At 63.2% G+C, this 15405-nt stretch carries 15 protein-coding genes; 3 read left to right on the top strand and 12 right to left on the bottom strand.

Annotated elements, in window-relative coordinates; all coding sequences use genetic code 11:
* Positions 1-46 precede the first annotated feature (46 nt).
* The 12 genes from flgL to flgB form a co-directional block, all read right to left on the bottom strand.
* Entirely contained in the window at positions 47-1297 is a 1251-nt protein-coding gene (gene flgL / locus BUS06_RS02575) for a flagellar hook-associated protein FlgL (RefSeq protein WP_074262850.1), read from the bottom strand.
* 11 nt (positions 1298-1308) lie between these two features.
* On the bottom strand, positions 1309-3312 hold the full coding sequence (gene flgK, locus BUS06_RS02580; protein WP_074262851.1) for a flagellar hook-associated protein FlgK: 2004 nt from the start codon (positions 3310-3312) through the stop codon (positions 1309-1311).
* A gap of 137 nt (positions 3313-3449) precedes the next feature.
* Entirely contained in the window at positions 3450-4205 is a 756-nt protein-coding gene (locus BUS06_RS02585) for a flagellar brake protein (protein WP_074262852.1), read from the bottom strand.
* Positions 4206-4579: 374 nt separating this feature from the next.
* Positions 4580-5506 carry a flagellar assembly peptidoglycan hydrolase FlgJ gene (gene flgJ / locus BUS06_RS02590; protein WP_074262853.1) on the bottom strand — a complete coding sequence of 309 codons (927 nt, stop codon included), beginning with the start codon at positions 5504-5506 and terminating at the stop codon, positions 4580-4582.
* A 9-nt stretch (positions 5507-5515) separates the two neighbouring features.
* Positions 5516-6685, bottom strand: coding sequence for a flagellar basal body P-ring protein FlgI (locus BUS06_RS02595; protein ID WP_074262854.1), 1170 nt, complete (start codon positions 6683-6685; stop codon positions 5516-5518).
* Between the two features lie 2 nt (positions 6686-6687).
* The gene (gene flgH, locus BUS06_RS02600; RefSeq protein ID WP_074262855.1) at positions 6688-7392 is read right to left on the bottom strand and encodes a flagellar basal body L-ring protein FlgH; all 705 of its coding nucleotides are present in this window, start codon (positions 7390-7392) and stop codon (positions 6688-6690) included.
* A gap of 32 nt (positions 7393-7424) precedes the next feature.
* The gene (gene flgG / locus BUS06_RS02605) at positions 7425-8213 is read right to left on the bottom strand and encodes a flagellar basal-body rod protein FlgG (RefSeq protein ID WP_074262856.1); all 789 of its coding nucleotides are present in this window, start codon (positions 8211-8213) and stop codon (positions 7425-7427) included.
* 40 nt (positions 8214-8253) lie between these two features.
* Complete coding sequence (gene flgF, locus BUS06_RS02610) at positions 8254-9015, bottom strand: flagellar basal-body rod protein FlgF (protein WP_074262857.1); 762 nt, start codon at positions 9013-9015, stop codon at positions 8254-8256.
* A gap of 20 nt (positions 9016-9035) precedes the next feature.
* On the bottom strand, positions 9036-10535 hold the full coding sequence (locus BUS06_RS02615) for a flagellar hook protein FlgE (RefSeq protein WP_074262858.1): 1500 nt from the start codon (positions 10533-10535) through the stop codon (positions 9036-9038).
* 49 nt (positions 10536-10584) lie between these two features.
* Positions 10585-11307: a flagellar hook assembly protein FlgD gene (locus BUS06_RS02620; RefSeq protein ID WP_074262859.1), complete on the bottom strand. Its 723-nt coding sequence runs from the start codon at positions 11305-11307 to the stop codon at positions 10585-10587.
* Between the two features lie 11 nt (positions 11308-11318).
* Positions 11319-11744 (bottom strand): flagellar basal body rod protein FlgC, encoded by a 426-nt coding sequence (gene flgC / locus BUS06_RS02625; RefSeq protein ID WP_074262860.1) that lies wholly within the window; start codon positions 11742-11744, stop codon positions 11319-11321.
* Positions 11745-11852: 108 nt separating this feature from the next.
* Positions 11853-12350 carry a flagellar basal body rod protein FlgB gene (gene flgB, locus BUS06_RS02630; protein WP_074262861.1) on the bottom strand — a complete coding sequence of 166 codons (498 nt, stop codon included), beginning with the start codon at positions 12348-12350 and terminating at the stop codon, positions 11853-11855.
* Positions 12351-12570: 220 nt separating this feature from the next.
* Between flgB and flgA the strand changes: the two genes are divergently transcribed.
* The 3 genes from flgA (at position 12571) to BUS06_RS02645 (ending at position 15176) form a co-directional block, all read left to right on the top strand.
* A complete protein-coding gene (gene flgA, locus BUS06_RS02635) occupies positions 12571-14136 on the top strand; it encodes a flagellar basal body P-ring formation chaperone FlgA (protein WP_074262862.1) in 1566 nt (521 codons plus the stop codon).
* A gap of 165 nt (positions 14137-14301) precedes the next feature.
* Positions 14302-14658 carry a flagellar biosynthesis anti-sigma factor FlgM gene (gene flgM / locus BUS06_RS02640; protein ID WP_074262863.1) on the top strand — a complete coding sequence of 119 codons (357 nt, stop codon included), beginning with the start codon at positions 14302-14304 and terminating at the stop codon, positions 14656-14658.
* Positions 14659-14732: 74 nt separating this feature from the next.
* A complete protein-coding gene (locus BUS06_RS02645; protein ID WP_074262864.1) occupies positions 14733-15176 on the top strand; it encodes a flagella synthesis protein FlgN in 444 nt (147 codons plus the stop codon).
* Positions 15177-15405 lie beyond the last annotated feature (229 nt).

Below are 15405 nucleotides of genomic sequence, written 5' to 3' on the forward strand. Positions count from 1 at the left end.
CTAAGCGCCTCCCGCCTTTTACCGAATCGAATCCTTCGCCTACCGCTTACTGATTCAGATACTGGAACAACGACATCTGCTGAACCTGCACGAAAGCTTCCTGCGAGGCCTGCAGTGAGTACTGCGTCTGCGTGTACTTGCTGATAGTCGAAGGCATATCGATCGAAGTCAGGTCATCCAGCGAGTTCGTATTCGCCAGCGTCTGGTTCTGGTTCACAGCCTGCATCGCGGTAATCTGCTGCTCGCGGCCACCCACCGTCGCCTGTACCGACGTGACGTTGTTGATCGAGTTCTGCACCTGGCTCATCCCCGTTGCCAGCGTGTTCTGCAATGCCGCCAAAGCCGTCGTCGTATCCGCCGGCGTCTGCAGCGCCGTGATCATGTTCTGGATCGTCGAGAAGATGTTCGTGCCGCCCTGCGCGGCCGGCACCTGCGTAGCCGGCGCCACGTTGAACGTGTCACCGTCCGCGGGCGTGCCGCTGATAACCACACTCTCGCCGCCCGTTCCCAGCGCGATTGCCGAGCCCGACGTGTAAGGCTGTGCCGTACCCGTCGTCGTTCCCGTACTGTTGGTGTCCGTCACCGTATAGGTGGTCACGCCGCCCGTTACCTGGAAAGCGATCGAGTAAGTGTCGCCGTCCGCCGACGTCGGTCCATTGCTCGTGCTGATCGTGCCGAGCACTCCCGTACCGGTGTTCGCGGACGATGCGTAGGCCACCGGTGTCGCCGTTTCCGGCGTCACGCTCAGGAAAACCGATGCACCCGTGTCGCCGGTCGCGATCGACGTCGTCGACGAAATCTGCGCGCTCGACACCCCGTTGTCGCCGTTGTAGACCACTGCGCCCGCTGAATTCTGCGTGAACGGCTGCGTGGACGACTGGAAGCCGCCAAACAGATAGCCGCCCGATGGCGACGTCGTGTTCGAGAGCGTCACCAGCTGGTTGTTCAACTGCGTCAGCGTCGCGGCAATCCCGCTGCGATCCGTATCGTTGAGCGTGCCACCGCCGGCGCTTTCCAACTGCGTATTCACGCTTTGCAGGGCCTGGATGACGCTCGACAACGTGGAGTCCTCCGACTCCAGCGAGGTCTGCGCCGAACTCTGGTTGGTCGAGTACTGCGACAGGGTCGCGCCCTGCATGCTCAACTGCACGGCCTGAGCTGCGCCAAGCGGATTGGACGCCGGAGTCGTAAGCGCCTGGCCGCTCGAGATTTCCGCGTACAGCTGGGACAGCTCGCTCTGCTGATTGTCCATCGCCTGGACATTCATGCCGAGATATTGGGAAGTAGAGATGCGCATCGTTCAACGCCTCACTGGAAGATGCCGAGAATGGTCTGGAACAGCGTGTCAGCGGTCTGAATGACCTTGCTGTTAGCCTGGTACAGTTGCTGGTACTGCAACAGGTTCGCTGCTTCTTCGTTGATGTTCACACCGGATACCGACTGCTGCGCCGACGTAATCTGCGTCACGAGCGCCGTCTGCGTCGTATTCGAAGCGTTGACCTCATTGGTCGTGTTGCCGATCGTGTTGACGTAGCTCGCGTACGCGTCAGTCAGGGTAGTCGTGCCGCCGTTCAATACCTTTGCCGAAACGATATTCGACATCAGCGTGGCATTGCGGCCGTCGCTTTGCGCACCGACGTTCGACGCGATGGTAAAGGTGTCGAGGTCGCTCGGCGTGCCGCTCAACGTAACCGTGACGCCGTTCATCGAACCGCTGGGCGCCGGCGTGGTCGCGCTATTGATGGTCAGCGTCGCGCCGTCCGCCGGTGTGTACGGCACCACCGTGGAGGTCGACGTAATGTTGACCGTGCTGGGCGGCGTCGTGCCGATGGTCACGACCGAACCCGCCGGAAAGCCGGTCAGGCCGCCCGATGCGGAGCTATAGGTCAGTGTGGTGGTGGAACTGGGCAGCGAATAACCGGCCGCAACCGTTCCTTCCGTAATCGTCGCTGTGCCGGCATTGCTCGAAGTGGCCGTGGCGAGCACCGGCGAGGCCGCGGCAATCGCGGAACCGCTGGTCGTCGCAAGCGCAAAGCTGTCGAGCGCGCCACTGGTCGGCGACACCGAGAACGAATCGCCCGCGTTCATCGTGCCGGTCATCGAGAAGTTCAGGCCGTCGATCGGATTCGCCAGGCTCGAAGCCGTGGCAACGGTCGAACCCGTCGAGTTGTCGGTCAGCGTATAGGTGGAACCGTTATACGAAAGCGTGTAGTTGCCGGTGGTCGGTTGCGTCGCGTCGACAAACGAAACGCTGAGAGACGCGCCGCCCGTGTTGTTCGCATTGGGTGTCGCTTGCGGCGCCGCGACCGAGAACAGTGGCCCCCCGGCCGTGCCGGACAGGTTGAGACCGAGTTCGTTCTGATTGTTGACCTGCGCCGCGAAACTGGTTGCGATCGCACCCAGTTGCGCCTCTGAAGGATCGAGCGTCTGCGTGCGGAACTGGATCAGACCGCCGAGCGTGCCACCTGCATTCTGCATGGTGGTATTCGACAGGTACTGGGTGGTCGCGGCAGTGGGCGTCGTACCGGCAGCGCCCAGGTAGGTAATCGAGTCCTCGGACGAATCCGACGGCGAGGGTGCAGTGCCCAGGTTGTAACTGGTCGACCCGGTGACCAGCGCCTGACCGCTCGGCAGGAATATGCTTTCACCGTTGGAATTCGACACCACCTGCACGCCGACGAGCTGCGACAGGTTGGACACCGCCTCATCGCGCTGGTCGAGCAGCTGGTTAGGCGGCTGGCCGCCCGCGCTGGCAGCGGTGATCTCCTGATTGAGCGAAGCGATCTGCGCGGTGTAGGTGTTGATCTGCGACACCGTGGAGGACAACTGGGTGTTGACGCTCTGGCCCAACGCGTCGTACTCCTGACCGGCCTGGTTGATCTCGCTTGCGAGCGTCTGTGCATCGCTGATGGCAGTGCCCCGCGTAGCGGAGCTCGCTGCGCCGTTTGCGACATTCTGCAAACCGGTGAAAAAGCTGGTGATCGCCGTCGAGATACCCGAGGTCGGGCTGCCGATCATGTTGTTCAGCTGCGCGAGCATCGTGTAGTTGGCGGTCAGCGAGCCGCTGCCCGACTGCGCGTTGTTCAGCTGGGTCGTCAGATACTGGCTGTACGCGCGCGTGACCGTCGAGGTGGCCACGCCCTGCGGAAGATAGCCGGAGCCGGTGTATTCACCGGAGCTTTCCGCATAGACGGGACTTTCGACGTCATAGCCGGGCGTCGTCGAATTGCTGATGTTCTCACTGGTTGTCGTCAACCCCCATTGGGCTGCGTTGAGTCCACTGAGACCGATATTGATTAGGTTGCTGGACATGCGTCATCCTGAAGGGCTGGCAACGCGCCCACCGAGTTGCCAAGACTCTCTGTATATCGGCGCACTGGCGACAAAATTGAGGGGGCAACCCGCATTAAAACGCGTACCGCGAGAAGCGCGGCGGCACGCGAGAAAAATCAGGTTCGCACCAGCGAGCGACGCTTCATTTCAAGCTGGGTAATCAACCGTTGCAACGTGTTCTCGGCGCTGCCCGGCAGCGCCACAAAGCGCATTCCGAGCTGGTAACGCTGGGTGCCGTTCGGCAGGTCTACGGCGCGAAACGACACGAGTTGCAGATCCACCGAGAGCTTGCCCGGCGCACCGAGGCTCAGCTCGCAATCTTCCAGCACACAGCCCATGGGCAGATCCACCACGCGCGTGTCTGTGCTGCGCATGCCGACCCCGCCAAGCGACAGGTCATGCACTTCGAAACGGAAGCGCTCACCGTCGGGCAGCCGGCCCGTACACGTGTAGGGGTCGAGCACCGGCGCGTCGACGCGGAAATACTCGCGACGCTGCACGTAAAACAGCACTTCGGGGAAGTCGGCTTCAAACGCCGGCCGTCCCTCGAAACTGCTCTCGCGCGGCGTTCCTGTGACGAATTCGACGCGCACGCCATCGGGTTGAGCGTGGAAGAGGCAGCGGGGCGCAGCGATCAGGCCGCGGTTCTGGTCGGCGAGCGCGCCCCAGTCGAAGGTAAACGTCCGGCTGGGCACGTTCACGTCGAGAATCCGCGTGACGAGCTGGCCGCCCTTGTATTGCGCGGTCAGAAAATCGCCGCGGTTGACCAGATTGCGTAACTGGACACCGATCTCGAGCGGATTGCGGCGACCGAAATCGTTGCCGGTCTCTGAAGAGCCGTCCGTCTGGCCATTCGTCTCAGTGGTATCCATGGGCTTGCCGATATGCGGGTTCGTACGTGCCCGTGCCCGAGGTCCAGTGCCGGGGCCCGTGACACGTGCGTTGACCGGGAGAAACATGACCCCGGTATTAAGGTCTGACTGAATAGCGGCAGTCTGGACCCAAAGTTTAGGGTAACCGAGGGAAATATTTGGCGCAAACGTTAAACCGGTCACGTCCCACCCCCTTTAGCCACCCGCATCGCCCCGCATGCAGTTCGCATCAATCCGCAAGATCCACCGTGCGGTTCGGCCGGCGGCACTCGCGTACCGGCCGGCCCCACCGTCTTGTTTTGCGACATGGCCCCGTCGCCCTGCATTTCATCCTGCTTGTTACTTTCCAAAGCCGCCTGAACCGCTCAGGCCGCTCAGCTCATCCGGCTCATGATCGACATCAGTTTCTTCGCGTAATGCGGATCGGTCGCGTACCCCGCGCGCTGCATGCCGACGGCAAAACCCGCTGCGTCATGCGAGCCGTTCAGCACCTGCGCATAGCGCGGATTGCCCTTGAGCATTTGCGCATAGTCGGCCATCGCTTCGTCATACGAGTCGTAAGAGCGGAATTTTTCGACGACGCGCTCCGGCCGGCCGTTGCGGTATTCGGTCGTGACGGTGGACACGGTCTTGCCGGTCCAGTCCTTGGTCGCCTTGATGCCGAATACGTTGTGGCTGGTCTCGCCGTTCGCCTTCAGGATCTCGCGCTTGCCCCAGCCCGATTCAAGCGCCGCCTGGCCGATGATGAAACGCGCCGGCACGCCCGTGGTTTCGCTCGCGGCCTGCGCGGAGGCAGCAAGCTTGTCGACGAACGCGTCGACGTTGGTCGTGCCGTCACCGCGCAGCGGCGGCGTCAACGCGCTGTTGCGCGAATAACCGACGCCGCTCGCCAGCGACCCGTTTGCCTGCGCATTGCCGTACGCCTTGGCTAGCGCGTTCAGCGCGGCGCTATTGCCTTCGCCGGCTTCGCCCGTCTGCATGCCCGAGTTGTTCATCAACTGCTTGAGCATCGCGTCGGCCACGCCGATGCCCTTGTTCGACATCTGTTGCGCCATCTGCTCGTCCATCATCGAGGTGAACTGGGCGCCGTCGCGCGAGTCGAGCGGACCGTCCTGCGGCGTCGCATCGCGCATGCTTTTGAGCATCATCGTGATGAAGGTCGCGTCGAACTGCTTGGCGGCCATCTGGACACCCTGCTGCGGCGATGCGGCGGCCTTGGCGCGCAGGCCGTCGAACCCCTGGACGTCGAGCGCAAAGCGCTGCGTCAGATCGGGCGTTCCTGAGGTGGAATCCATCGTCATGGCGGCTCCTTAGATGATTTCAAGTTCGGCGCGCAAGGCCCCTGCTGCCTTCATCGCCTGCAGGATCGACATCAGATCGGCGGGTGTCGCACCCAGCGCGTTGAGCGCCTTTACGACATCGGCCAGATTGGCGCCGGCTTTGACGTATTTCAGCGCGCCGTCGTCCTGCTTCAACTGGATCTGGGACTGCTGGGCAACCACCGTGCGGCCATTCGAGAATGCGCCTGGCTGGCTGACCACGGGTTGTGTGTTGACCACCACCGAGAGATTGCCGTGTGCGACGGCGCAATTCTCGAGCGTCACCATCTGGTTCATCACGATCGAACCAGTGCGCGCATTCAGCACGACCTTCGCAGCGCCCGCCGCCGGCTTCACATCGAGGTCCTCGAGTTGCGCCATGAACGAGACCTGCTGGGCCGGATCGGCCGGAGCGCGCAACTGGATCGTGCGGCCATCGAGCGGTGTGGCGGTGCCCTGGCCAAACGCGTTGTTGACCGCCGACACGATGCGCTGGTTGGTGTCGTAATCCATGTCGTTCAGCTCGAGCTGCATGGTGCCGTCCTGCGTGATGCTGGTCTGCACCGCGCGCTCGACGATCCCGCCGGCGGCGATGCGTCCCGCTGCGAGCTGGTTCACCTGCACGCGGCTGCCGTTCGCGCTGGCGCCCGCGCCGCCCACCGCCAGGTTGCCCTGGGCAAGCGCATAGACGGAGCCGTCAGCGCCCTTCATCGGCGTGAGCAGCAGCGTGCCGCCGCGCAGGCTCTTGGCGTTACCGAGCGACGATACCGTCACGTCGATCGCCTCGCCCGGCCGGGCGAACGGCGGCAGCACCGCCGTCACCATCACCGCGGCGACGTTCTTCAACTGGATGCTGGTCAGTGCCGAGGTGCTGCTGTTCGACGAACCGGCCGACTGGTTGTTGATCGAGATGCCGAGGTTCGCGAGCATGTTCGCGAGCGTTTGCGTCGTGAAAGGAGTCTGGGTGGTCTGGTCGCCCGTACCGTCGAGACCTACGACGAGGCCGTAGCCGATCAGCGGGTTGTCGCGCACGCCCTGGATCGCGACCAGATCCTTCAGCCGTTCGGCGTGGGCCGCGGGTGTGACAGGCGGCAGTGCTCCGCACGCGAGCGCGAACACCAGACAGGCATGGCCAAAACGGCGGAGAGGTCCGAGTTTCATGATCACCACGGCGCCACGTTAAGGAAGAAGCGTTGTAGCCAACCCATGGTCTCTGCCTCGTCGATATAGCCCTTCGCCGAGTATTCGATCTTGGCGTCTGCCACCTGGGTCGAGTACACGGCATTCAGGCCGGAAATCGTATTCGGGTTGACCACGCCTGAGAAACGCACGAACTCGTTACCCTGGTTGATGAGCATCTGCTTTTCGCCGCTCACCTGGAGGTTGCCGTTGGGCAGCACATTGGTCACCGTGACGGTGATCACGCCGCTAAAAGTGTTCGAGGCGTTCGCGCCGCCGGTCCCCGAGAACGTATTGCCGCCCTGGGCACTGAGATTGGCCTTGCCGAACAGACCGGCGAGAAAACTGGCGCTCGTGGTCGAGAACTGGGTGGTCGAACTGCGGTTGGTGTTCGCGCCCGAGGACTTAGTTGCGTTGATGTTTTCCTGAATGACGATGGTCAGGATGTCGCCAATATTGCGCGGCCGCTGGTCTTCGAAAAGCGGCCGTCCGGCGTAGCCCGGATTGAAAATCGAACCCGGCGACTGCGTGTGCGGCGGCACCGGCGGCACCGCGGTCATCGGCTGCTGCACGATGGGCTGCTTCGGTATCTGCGCGCAGCCGGCCAGCGCCAGTGCAAGCACGCTGGCAGTAGCGACGAACGCGCTGCGCGCGTCGCTCTTGACCGGTTTGAGATTGGATTGCGACATCGTATTTGCCTACCGCCTCTGGTTCCGAACCCTTAAATCGACATCTGCGACAGGGTCTGCAACATCTGATCGGACGTGGTGACCGCCTTGCTGTTGATTTCGTACGCGCGCTGGGTCTGGATCATGTTGACCAGTTCCTGCACGACGTTCACGTTCGACGTTTCGACATAACCCTGTTCCAGCGAACCCGAACCGTTCGAACCCGGCGCGCTGATGTTCGGCGTACCCGAGGAACTGGTTTCCGAAAACAGGTTTTCGCCTTGCGCGTCGAGACCGGCCGGGTTGATGAAGGTGGCGAGCTGCATGGTGCCGATCTGCGTCGAGTTCGAGCTGTTGGGCTGCGTGATCGACACCGAACCGTCGCTGCCGATCGTGAGCGAGGTCGCGGTCACCGGCACCGTGATCGCCGGAATGACCGGATAGCCGCTCGAGGTCACCAGCTGGCCCTGCGCATTGGTCTGGAACGAGCCGTCGCGGGTATAGGCGGTCGTGCCGTCCGGCATCTGCACCTGGAAGAAACCGTTGCCGTTGATCGCCACGTCCTTCGAGTTGCCCGTTTGCTGCAGGTTGCCCTGCGTGTACAGACGTTCGGTCGCGACCTGCTGCACGCCGGTGCCGAGCTGGATGCCCGAGGGCACCTGGGTCTGCTGGGTCGAGTCGGCGCCCGGCTGACGCACGGTCTGATAAAGCAGATCTTCGAACACGGCGCGCGAGCCCTTGAAGCCATTGGTGCTGACGTTGGCAAGGTTGTTCGAGATCACGTCCATCTGGGACTGCTGCGCATTCATGCCGGTCGCAGCGATATAAAGTGAGCGGTTCACAGTGTTGGTTCTCCTGGGTGCACGTCTGGCGCGACGCCCGTTAGCTGAAGCTGAGCAACTGGTTGGCGGACTGATCGTTCTGATCGGCGTTTTGGATCATCTTCGTCTGCATGTCGAACTGCCGCGCATTGGTGATCATCGAAACCATTGCGTTGACCGGGCTCACGTTGCTGCCCTCGAGCGATTCGGGTGCCAGCGTGACAGTGGGATCGGCGTCGGCAGGGTTGCCGTCAGCAGTACGGAACATGCCGTCGTCGCCGCGCTTCAATGTGCCCGCTGCGGGCTTCACGAGCTTCAACTGGTCGATGACCGCGATCGCCGTGGCCGGGTCTCCCGGCGCAAGCGCCGAAACCGTGCCGTCCTTGCCGATCGTGATCTGCGAGCCAGGCGGCACCGAGATCGGACCGCCCGTGCCGACTACCGGCAGGTTGGTCGCATTCACCAGCTGGCCGTTCTGGTCGATATGCAGATTGCCGGCACGCGTATAGGCCTCGCCACCGTCGGCGGTCTGCACGCTCAACCAGCCGTCGCCCTGGATCGCGACGTCGAGCGGGTTGCCGGTCTGCTGGATCGGTCCGGGCGTTTCGTCCGCACCCGGTGTCGACGACAACACGAACGTGCGTGTCGTGCTGTCGTTGACTGAGCTGCCGTCGCCGAACGACATCGGTACCGCGCGAAACGTCTCGAGCTGGGCGCGAAACCCGGTGGTCGACGTGTTCGCGAGATTGTTCGCGACAATGGCCTGCTGCTCGAGCGCCTGGGTGGCGCCCGACATCGCGGTATAAATCAGACGGTCGGTCATTCGTTCGGCTCCTGTTGCCCTTACATGTTGATCAGGGTCTGGTCAACGGTCTGCTGCGTCTTGATCGTCTGCGCGTTCGCCTGATAGTCGCGTTGCGCCGTGATCAGGTTGACCAGTTCGTTGGTCAGGTCCACGTTCGAATCTTCCACCGCGCCGCCTTGCAGCGTGCCGTGGTTGGTGCTGCCCGGCGTCGAGATCTGCGCTGCGCCCGACGCGGCGGTCTGTGCGTACTCGTTGTTGCCGAGGTCGACGAGGCCGTTCGGATCGTTGAAGTTGGCGAGCACGACCTGGCCGAGCGAGGCCGTCTGACCGTTCGAATAGTTGCCGGTGAGAATGCCGGTCGTGCCGACCGTGAAGCTCGTCAGCTGGCCGGCGGCAAAGCCGTTCTGCTGCAGGTTGTTCACGCCGTCCGTGCTGCCGTACTGGGTCGTACCGGCAAGATCCAGCGTCAGCGCCTGCGGCGTGCCGGAACCGTCGGTGTTCGGAATCGTGAAGGCGATCGAGTCCGACGCGGTCGTAGACGCGACACTCGTGATGCCGGTCAGCGCGCCGGAGGTGTTGAAACTTGCCGTGCCGACCAGACTTGCCGTGCCGCCTGCGACGCCTGCGTAGACGTCCCATGCGCCGGAGCCGGTCTTGGCGAAGTACATGTTGACCGTCTGCGAGCCGCCCAGCGAGTCGTACACCTGGGTCGAAGTCGAGTAGTTGTAGGTCGACGAGTTGCTTGCGTCGAAAGTGGTTGGGGTCGGCGTAACCGCTACCGTGTCACCGGCTGCTGCCGTACCCGTCAGCGTGACCGTCTGGCCATTGCCCAGCGTAATGGCGGTGCCTGCCGTGTAGGTTCCGCTGCTGTCGTTAGCGGCGTTGTCGGCGTCGGTTACCGTGTACGCCGTCGGGCTCGTAAAGGTAATCGTGTAGTCGTCGTTATTCGATCCAGCCGAAGCGGTCGTAATCGTCGCACCGCTGCTCGCCAGCGTCCCGGTCGTGGTCACATTCACAGCCGGCGTGCCGAGCATCAGCGAATCCTGAGCGTCCAGGTTGAGCTGCGCCGTAATGGTGGTGGTCTGCGTCGGTGCGATGTTGGTAGTCGGCACGGTCAGCGGCACCGTTTGCGCGCTGTTGATGATGCCGCTGGAATTCGCGGCATAGCCCATCAGCTCGAGTCCTTGAGCGTTCACGATATTGCCCGTGTTGCTGAGCTGGAACACGCCGTTGCGCGAATACGTGAGCGAGCCGTTATTCGACATCTGGAAAAAGCCGTTGCCGTTGATGGCGACATCCAGTGCCTGGCCGGTCGTATTGATCGTGCCTTGCGAGAACTGCTGCTGCACTTCGGCGAGCTGCGTGCCGATACCGATCTGGTTGTTCACGGCCGTGGCAACCGAGTTCGCATACATATCGGCGAACACTGCCGTACCGCTCTTGAAGCCGATCGTATCCGAGTTGGCAATGTTGTTGCCGATCACGTCGAGATCGCTCGATGCAGCCCCGAGGCCGCTCAAACCCTGCTGATAACCCATGACGTATTCTCCGTTCCGGGAAATGTCTAAATCTGGTTGAACTGATTGCTTAGAGGACTGCCGCGACCGAAGTCAGGGCGACCGTATTGCCATTCGACAGCACGAGACTCGGTGCGCCGCCGGTACCCTGTACGACGCTTTCCACGGTACCCGGGGTCAGGGTCGTGCCAACGCCTGCAGCACCGTTGATCGTGCCGGTGGCGGTGATCGTGTAGGTGCCCGTCGGCAGTGCGGCACCCGTCGAATCGACCGGGGTCCACGTGACCGGCACGGTGCCGGCCGGTTGCGCGCCCAGATCGAGCGTGTTGACGATCTGGCCTGCCGAGTTCACGACGTTGACCTTCATGTCCGACGCCGCCGAGGCCAGCTGCACGCCGAATTCGGTCGCCTTGCCGGAGGTCACCGAAATGGAATTGCCTGGGGCCAGCACGCTGGAACCGATCAGCAGTGCAGCCTGCGAGGTCTGGCCTGCGTTGAGCTGCGTCGCCAGCGAGCTGAGCGACGTGTTCAACTGGCTGATGCCCGTCACGGTGTCGATCTGCGCGAGCTGCGAGGTCATCTGCGAGCTGTCCATCGGATTGGTCGGATCCTGGTTCTGCATCTGCGTAATCAGCAGCTGCAGGAAGGTGCTTTGCAGATTCGCACCCGAGGTCGCCGAGCTGCTCGAGCTGCTGCTCGACGCACTGCTCGCCGAGCCCGTGCCGTTCATGGTATCGAGCAGCGTCTGCGAGACCTGGGTCCCGCTGCCGCCGATGGTGGTTGAAGTAGTCAAGGAGGCGCTCCTCAGGTTCCGATCGTGAGTGTTTTCAGCATCAACTGCTTCGCTGTGTTCAAGGTTTCGACGTTCGCCTGGTAAGCGCGCGACGCCGAGATCATGTTGACCATTTCTTCCACCGGATCGACGTTCGGCATCGTGACGTAGCCGTTCGCGTCGGCCGCGGGGTTGCCCGGGTCGTAGGTCTGCTTCATCGGCGTCGGATCGTCGACCACGCCGGTCACCTGCACACCGCCCACCTGCTGGCCGGATGCGGTGCGCGCGCCGCCGATCGGGTTGACCGCGAACACGACCTGCTTGGCCTTGTACGGCTGGCCGTCAGGACCCGTCGTGCTGTCGGCGTTCGCCAGGTTCGACGCCGTCACGTTGAGCCGCTGCGATTCGGCCGACATGGCCGAACCGGCGACATTGAAAATATTCATCAGGGATGGCATAGCTTCTCCGACCTCTCCTGCCGGCAGGTTCCGGCTTGATTGTTTCCCGTGGGCGTGGTTTTTAGCGGTTACATCCAGCATGTGCGCCGGTCGTCGCACCGGACTCCATCAGGAGCCCGACGTGATCACCGACAGCATCGATTTGATCTGATTCGAAACTTCCGTCATGGCCGACTCGAAGTGCAGCGAGTTATCGGCGAACTGCACGCGTTCCGCGTCGAGGTCCACCGTGTTGCCGTCGAGCGAGGGTTGAGTCGGAATGCGGTACTGCAACTGGCCGTAGTCGTCACTCGGACCGCCGGTCGCAATCAGGCTGGCCTTGCCGGCCATGTGGCCCGGTTCGGTCGAGGCCATCGTCATGCCGCTCGTCACGCCGGCAGGTTGCGCCATCGCCAGCGTCGAGTTGTTCGATGCGCCGGTGCCGGTGCTGCTGCCGTCCGTCTTTCTCAGAGCGCCCGCGAGCGTCGACGAGAAATCGACGTCACGCGCCTTGTAGTTCGGCGTGTCGGCATTCGCAATGTTCGACGACAGCAGTTCCTGCCGGTAGGAGCGGACATCGAGCGCCTGACGGCCAAAGGCGAATTCGGCATCGAGTTTATCTAGCATGAAAAATCTCCGGATAACGTTCCCGCGTCTGGCGCTCGATCAGGGAGCACAACATCTGCGGCGACCCAAAAGGGCTTTTTGCATGAGATGCATCTTAGGCGGGGCAGGCAAGCGGCAATCTTCTGAATAACCGGGGAAGGTCGCCTCTATTCAACGTTTGCGCCAGGAGCCGCGTCACTAGAATGCAACTCGTACCCTTGCCTCACGCTGGAGATGCACGATGGCCCGATCCACTCCCGATGTGCTGCCGCCGCGGCGCCGCATCGTTGCACGACACACTGCCGCCTGGCTGGTGTGTGCCGTGGCGGGTGCGTGGTGTGCGTCTGCGGCATTGGCCCAGGAGGCCGGCGGCCCGATCGTGATTCCCGGTCCGGGCGAACAGAACCCCGCCGATCTCGCGCGCATGACCGCGCTGGCGACTTCCAGCAATGCCAGCCCGCGGACGATCAACCCGCAGCTCGCGGCGACGCTCGCACCGCCTGCACAGTCTTCGACGCCGCAATCGACCGACCGCTTTACCAGGCTGTCGAACGCGAGCGGTGCCATTGTGATTCCGGGTACCGATGAGGCATCCGCGCCCGGCGCGCCAGATGTTCCGGCGAACACGACGGTCATCCAGCAAGCCAGCCCGGCGAATACGGCCAGCCTTACCCGCGTCAATATGAATCCCGCGCTCGCCGCGAGCCAGGTCGTGCCGGTGGTCGTCACGTCGATGCCGGCGCGTGCGACGTACGGCGCCGCACTGCGGCCCGTGAATGCCGCCCCGGCTGCCGCACCTGTCGGCGTACCGGCCGTGGCACCCGCCGTGACCGCTGCGAGCAGCGTCGAAATCGACAGCCTCGCTTCGCGCGGCGAGCCGCCCGAACTGGGCGCAAGCGCGGCAGGCCGCAATCCGGCGCCTCACGTTGCTGCCGCGCCGGCTCAAACGACACTCCCCGTAAAGAATCAGGCGCAGGCGCTGGCGGAAGCCGCGCAGCGCGCGCAGGCAATTCAGGCGCTGCAACAGGCTCAGGCGGCTCAGGCCGTTCAGGCGCTGCAGCGAGCGCAGACTCCGCAACCGGCGCCCAAGCCGGTGGTGGCCGCCTCCAGGGTTCAACCGGTCCAGACTGCTGCCGCAATTCAGGCATCGCAGCCGGCTCAGGCCAGCCAGCCCGTGCCCGAAGGTCAGGAAGACGGCCAGCTGATCCACACCGCCGCGCTGGACTTTCTCAAACAGCAGGCCAATGGCCTGCCGGGCCAGGTCGAACTGAGCGTTGCCCAGGCTTTCCCGCGCGGGCTTGCCGCCTGCGACACGCTGCAGGCGTTCATGCCGCCCGGCGCGCGCCTGTGGGGCCGCACGACGGTGGCGGTGCGCTGCACGAGTGGCCACCCATGGACGGTCTGGCTGCAGGCGAAAGTCTCGATCCATGCGACTTACTACGTCGCCGCGCGGGCAATGATGCCTGGCGAGGTGATTTCCGACGCCGATCTGGTTCCTCGCGACGGCGACCTGACCCTGCTGCCGGCGTCGATCGTCACCGTGCCGTCACAGGCAGTCGGTTCGGTCACGTTGATGCGCGTGAGTATGGGCTTTCCGCTGCGTCAGGACATGCTGAAGAGCGCCGCCCAGGTGACGGCCGGACAGAGTGTGCGGGTGGTGGCGCAGGGCGACGGCTTCTCGATTTCGTCGGAAGGCAGCGCGCTCAGCAATGCGACGCCAGGGCAACCGGTCAGGGTGAAAACCTCAACCGGGCAGATCCTGATGGGAATCGTGAAGGACAGTTCGACGGTCCAGATCCAGATGTAGATACCCGGGATCTGAACCTGAAAATGGCGCCCGTGACAGTGGCGTTCAAAGGGTTTTGGGGGAAGAAGGCGGCCGGTGGGGCCGTTACAAACGGATACATCGATTGAGCTAAAGTTTGGTTTCTTGAATGCCGTTAAAGGAATCAAATAGTTCAGGAAGCCAATCGTGAAAATCGATTCCACCACCAATAGCATGCCGGACAGTCTGACGGGCAGCGCGGCAACGCGTACCCAGCAGGACAGCTCGGCCCCGGCGGCTTCGACCGCCCAAAGCGCGGCAGCCGCCGCGCAAGCCGCCACCGGCTCGGGTGGCGACGCGAATGTGAGCCTGTCGGGCCTGTCGTCCAGCCTGCGCAGCCTGGCGGCATCGGGTTCGGCAGACATCGACACCGCTCACGTCGAATCGATCAAGCAGGCCATCAAGAACGGCACGCTGACGATCGATCCGGGCAAGATTGCTGACGGCGTGCTCGACACGACGCGCAGTTTGTTGCAAACGAGAGCCCCGGCGACCGGCAATTGAGGTTGGACGCCGCGAGGCGTCACCTTGAAACCCGGCCCGCACGCTTTGTGCGGGCGCCGTGAGAGCGACTTGTGATGAAAGACGCGCTGCTTGCCACTGTGATCGATGAGTACTCGACCATCGAAGAATTCGCTTCTGTTCTGGCTATCGAGCAGAAAGCGCTAACCCAGGTGGAACCGGCCGAGATGTTGCGGCCGGTTGTCGAAAAGAAAACCGAACTGGTCGGCAAGCTGGCCTCGCTCGAGAAGATCCGCGACGCGCAGCTCGCCGAAATGGGTCTGCCGGCCGGATGGAACGGCATCGAGCTAGCCGCCGGGCGCGACCCGAAGCTCGCCGAGCAGTGGTCGTTGCTGCAGCAATCGGTAGAGCGCGCACGCCGCTCCAACAAGACCAACGGTGTGCTGATCCGCACCCGCATGGAATACAACCAGCGCGCCCTCGAGGTGCTGCAGGTGCGTCCGAAAAAGCCCTCGCTGTATGGGCCGGATGGACGAGTGCCAGGGTTCGGCGGCCTGTAATTCCGGACGCTCCCCCGCTCATCGAACTCCAATCCAGTCTGTCCTGAATGCTCGCTGAGTCGGTCTGACCGTTTTCAGACCAACTCAGCGCAGCCTGCCGTTTGGCGCCTGTCCGCCACCTGCGCTTGCCGCACTTTTCCTGCTTTCCTCTCAGCACAAAAAAAGCGCCGTCCCTTTACATCGGGACGGCGCTCATTGCGCTTGAATCATGAGCGGCGGGTAACGGCGG

This window comes from Paraburkholderia phenazinium (assembly GCF_900141745.1).
In the GTDB taxonomy this organism is placed as follows: domain Bacteria; phylum Pseudomonadota; class Gammaproteobacteria; order Burkholderiales; family Burkholderiaceae; genus Paraburkholderia; species Paraburkholderia phenazinium_B.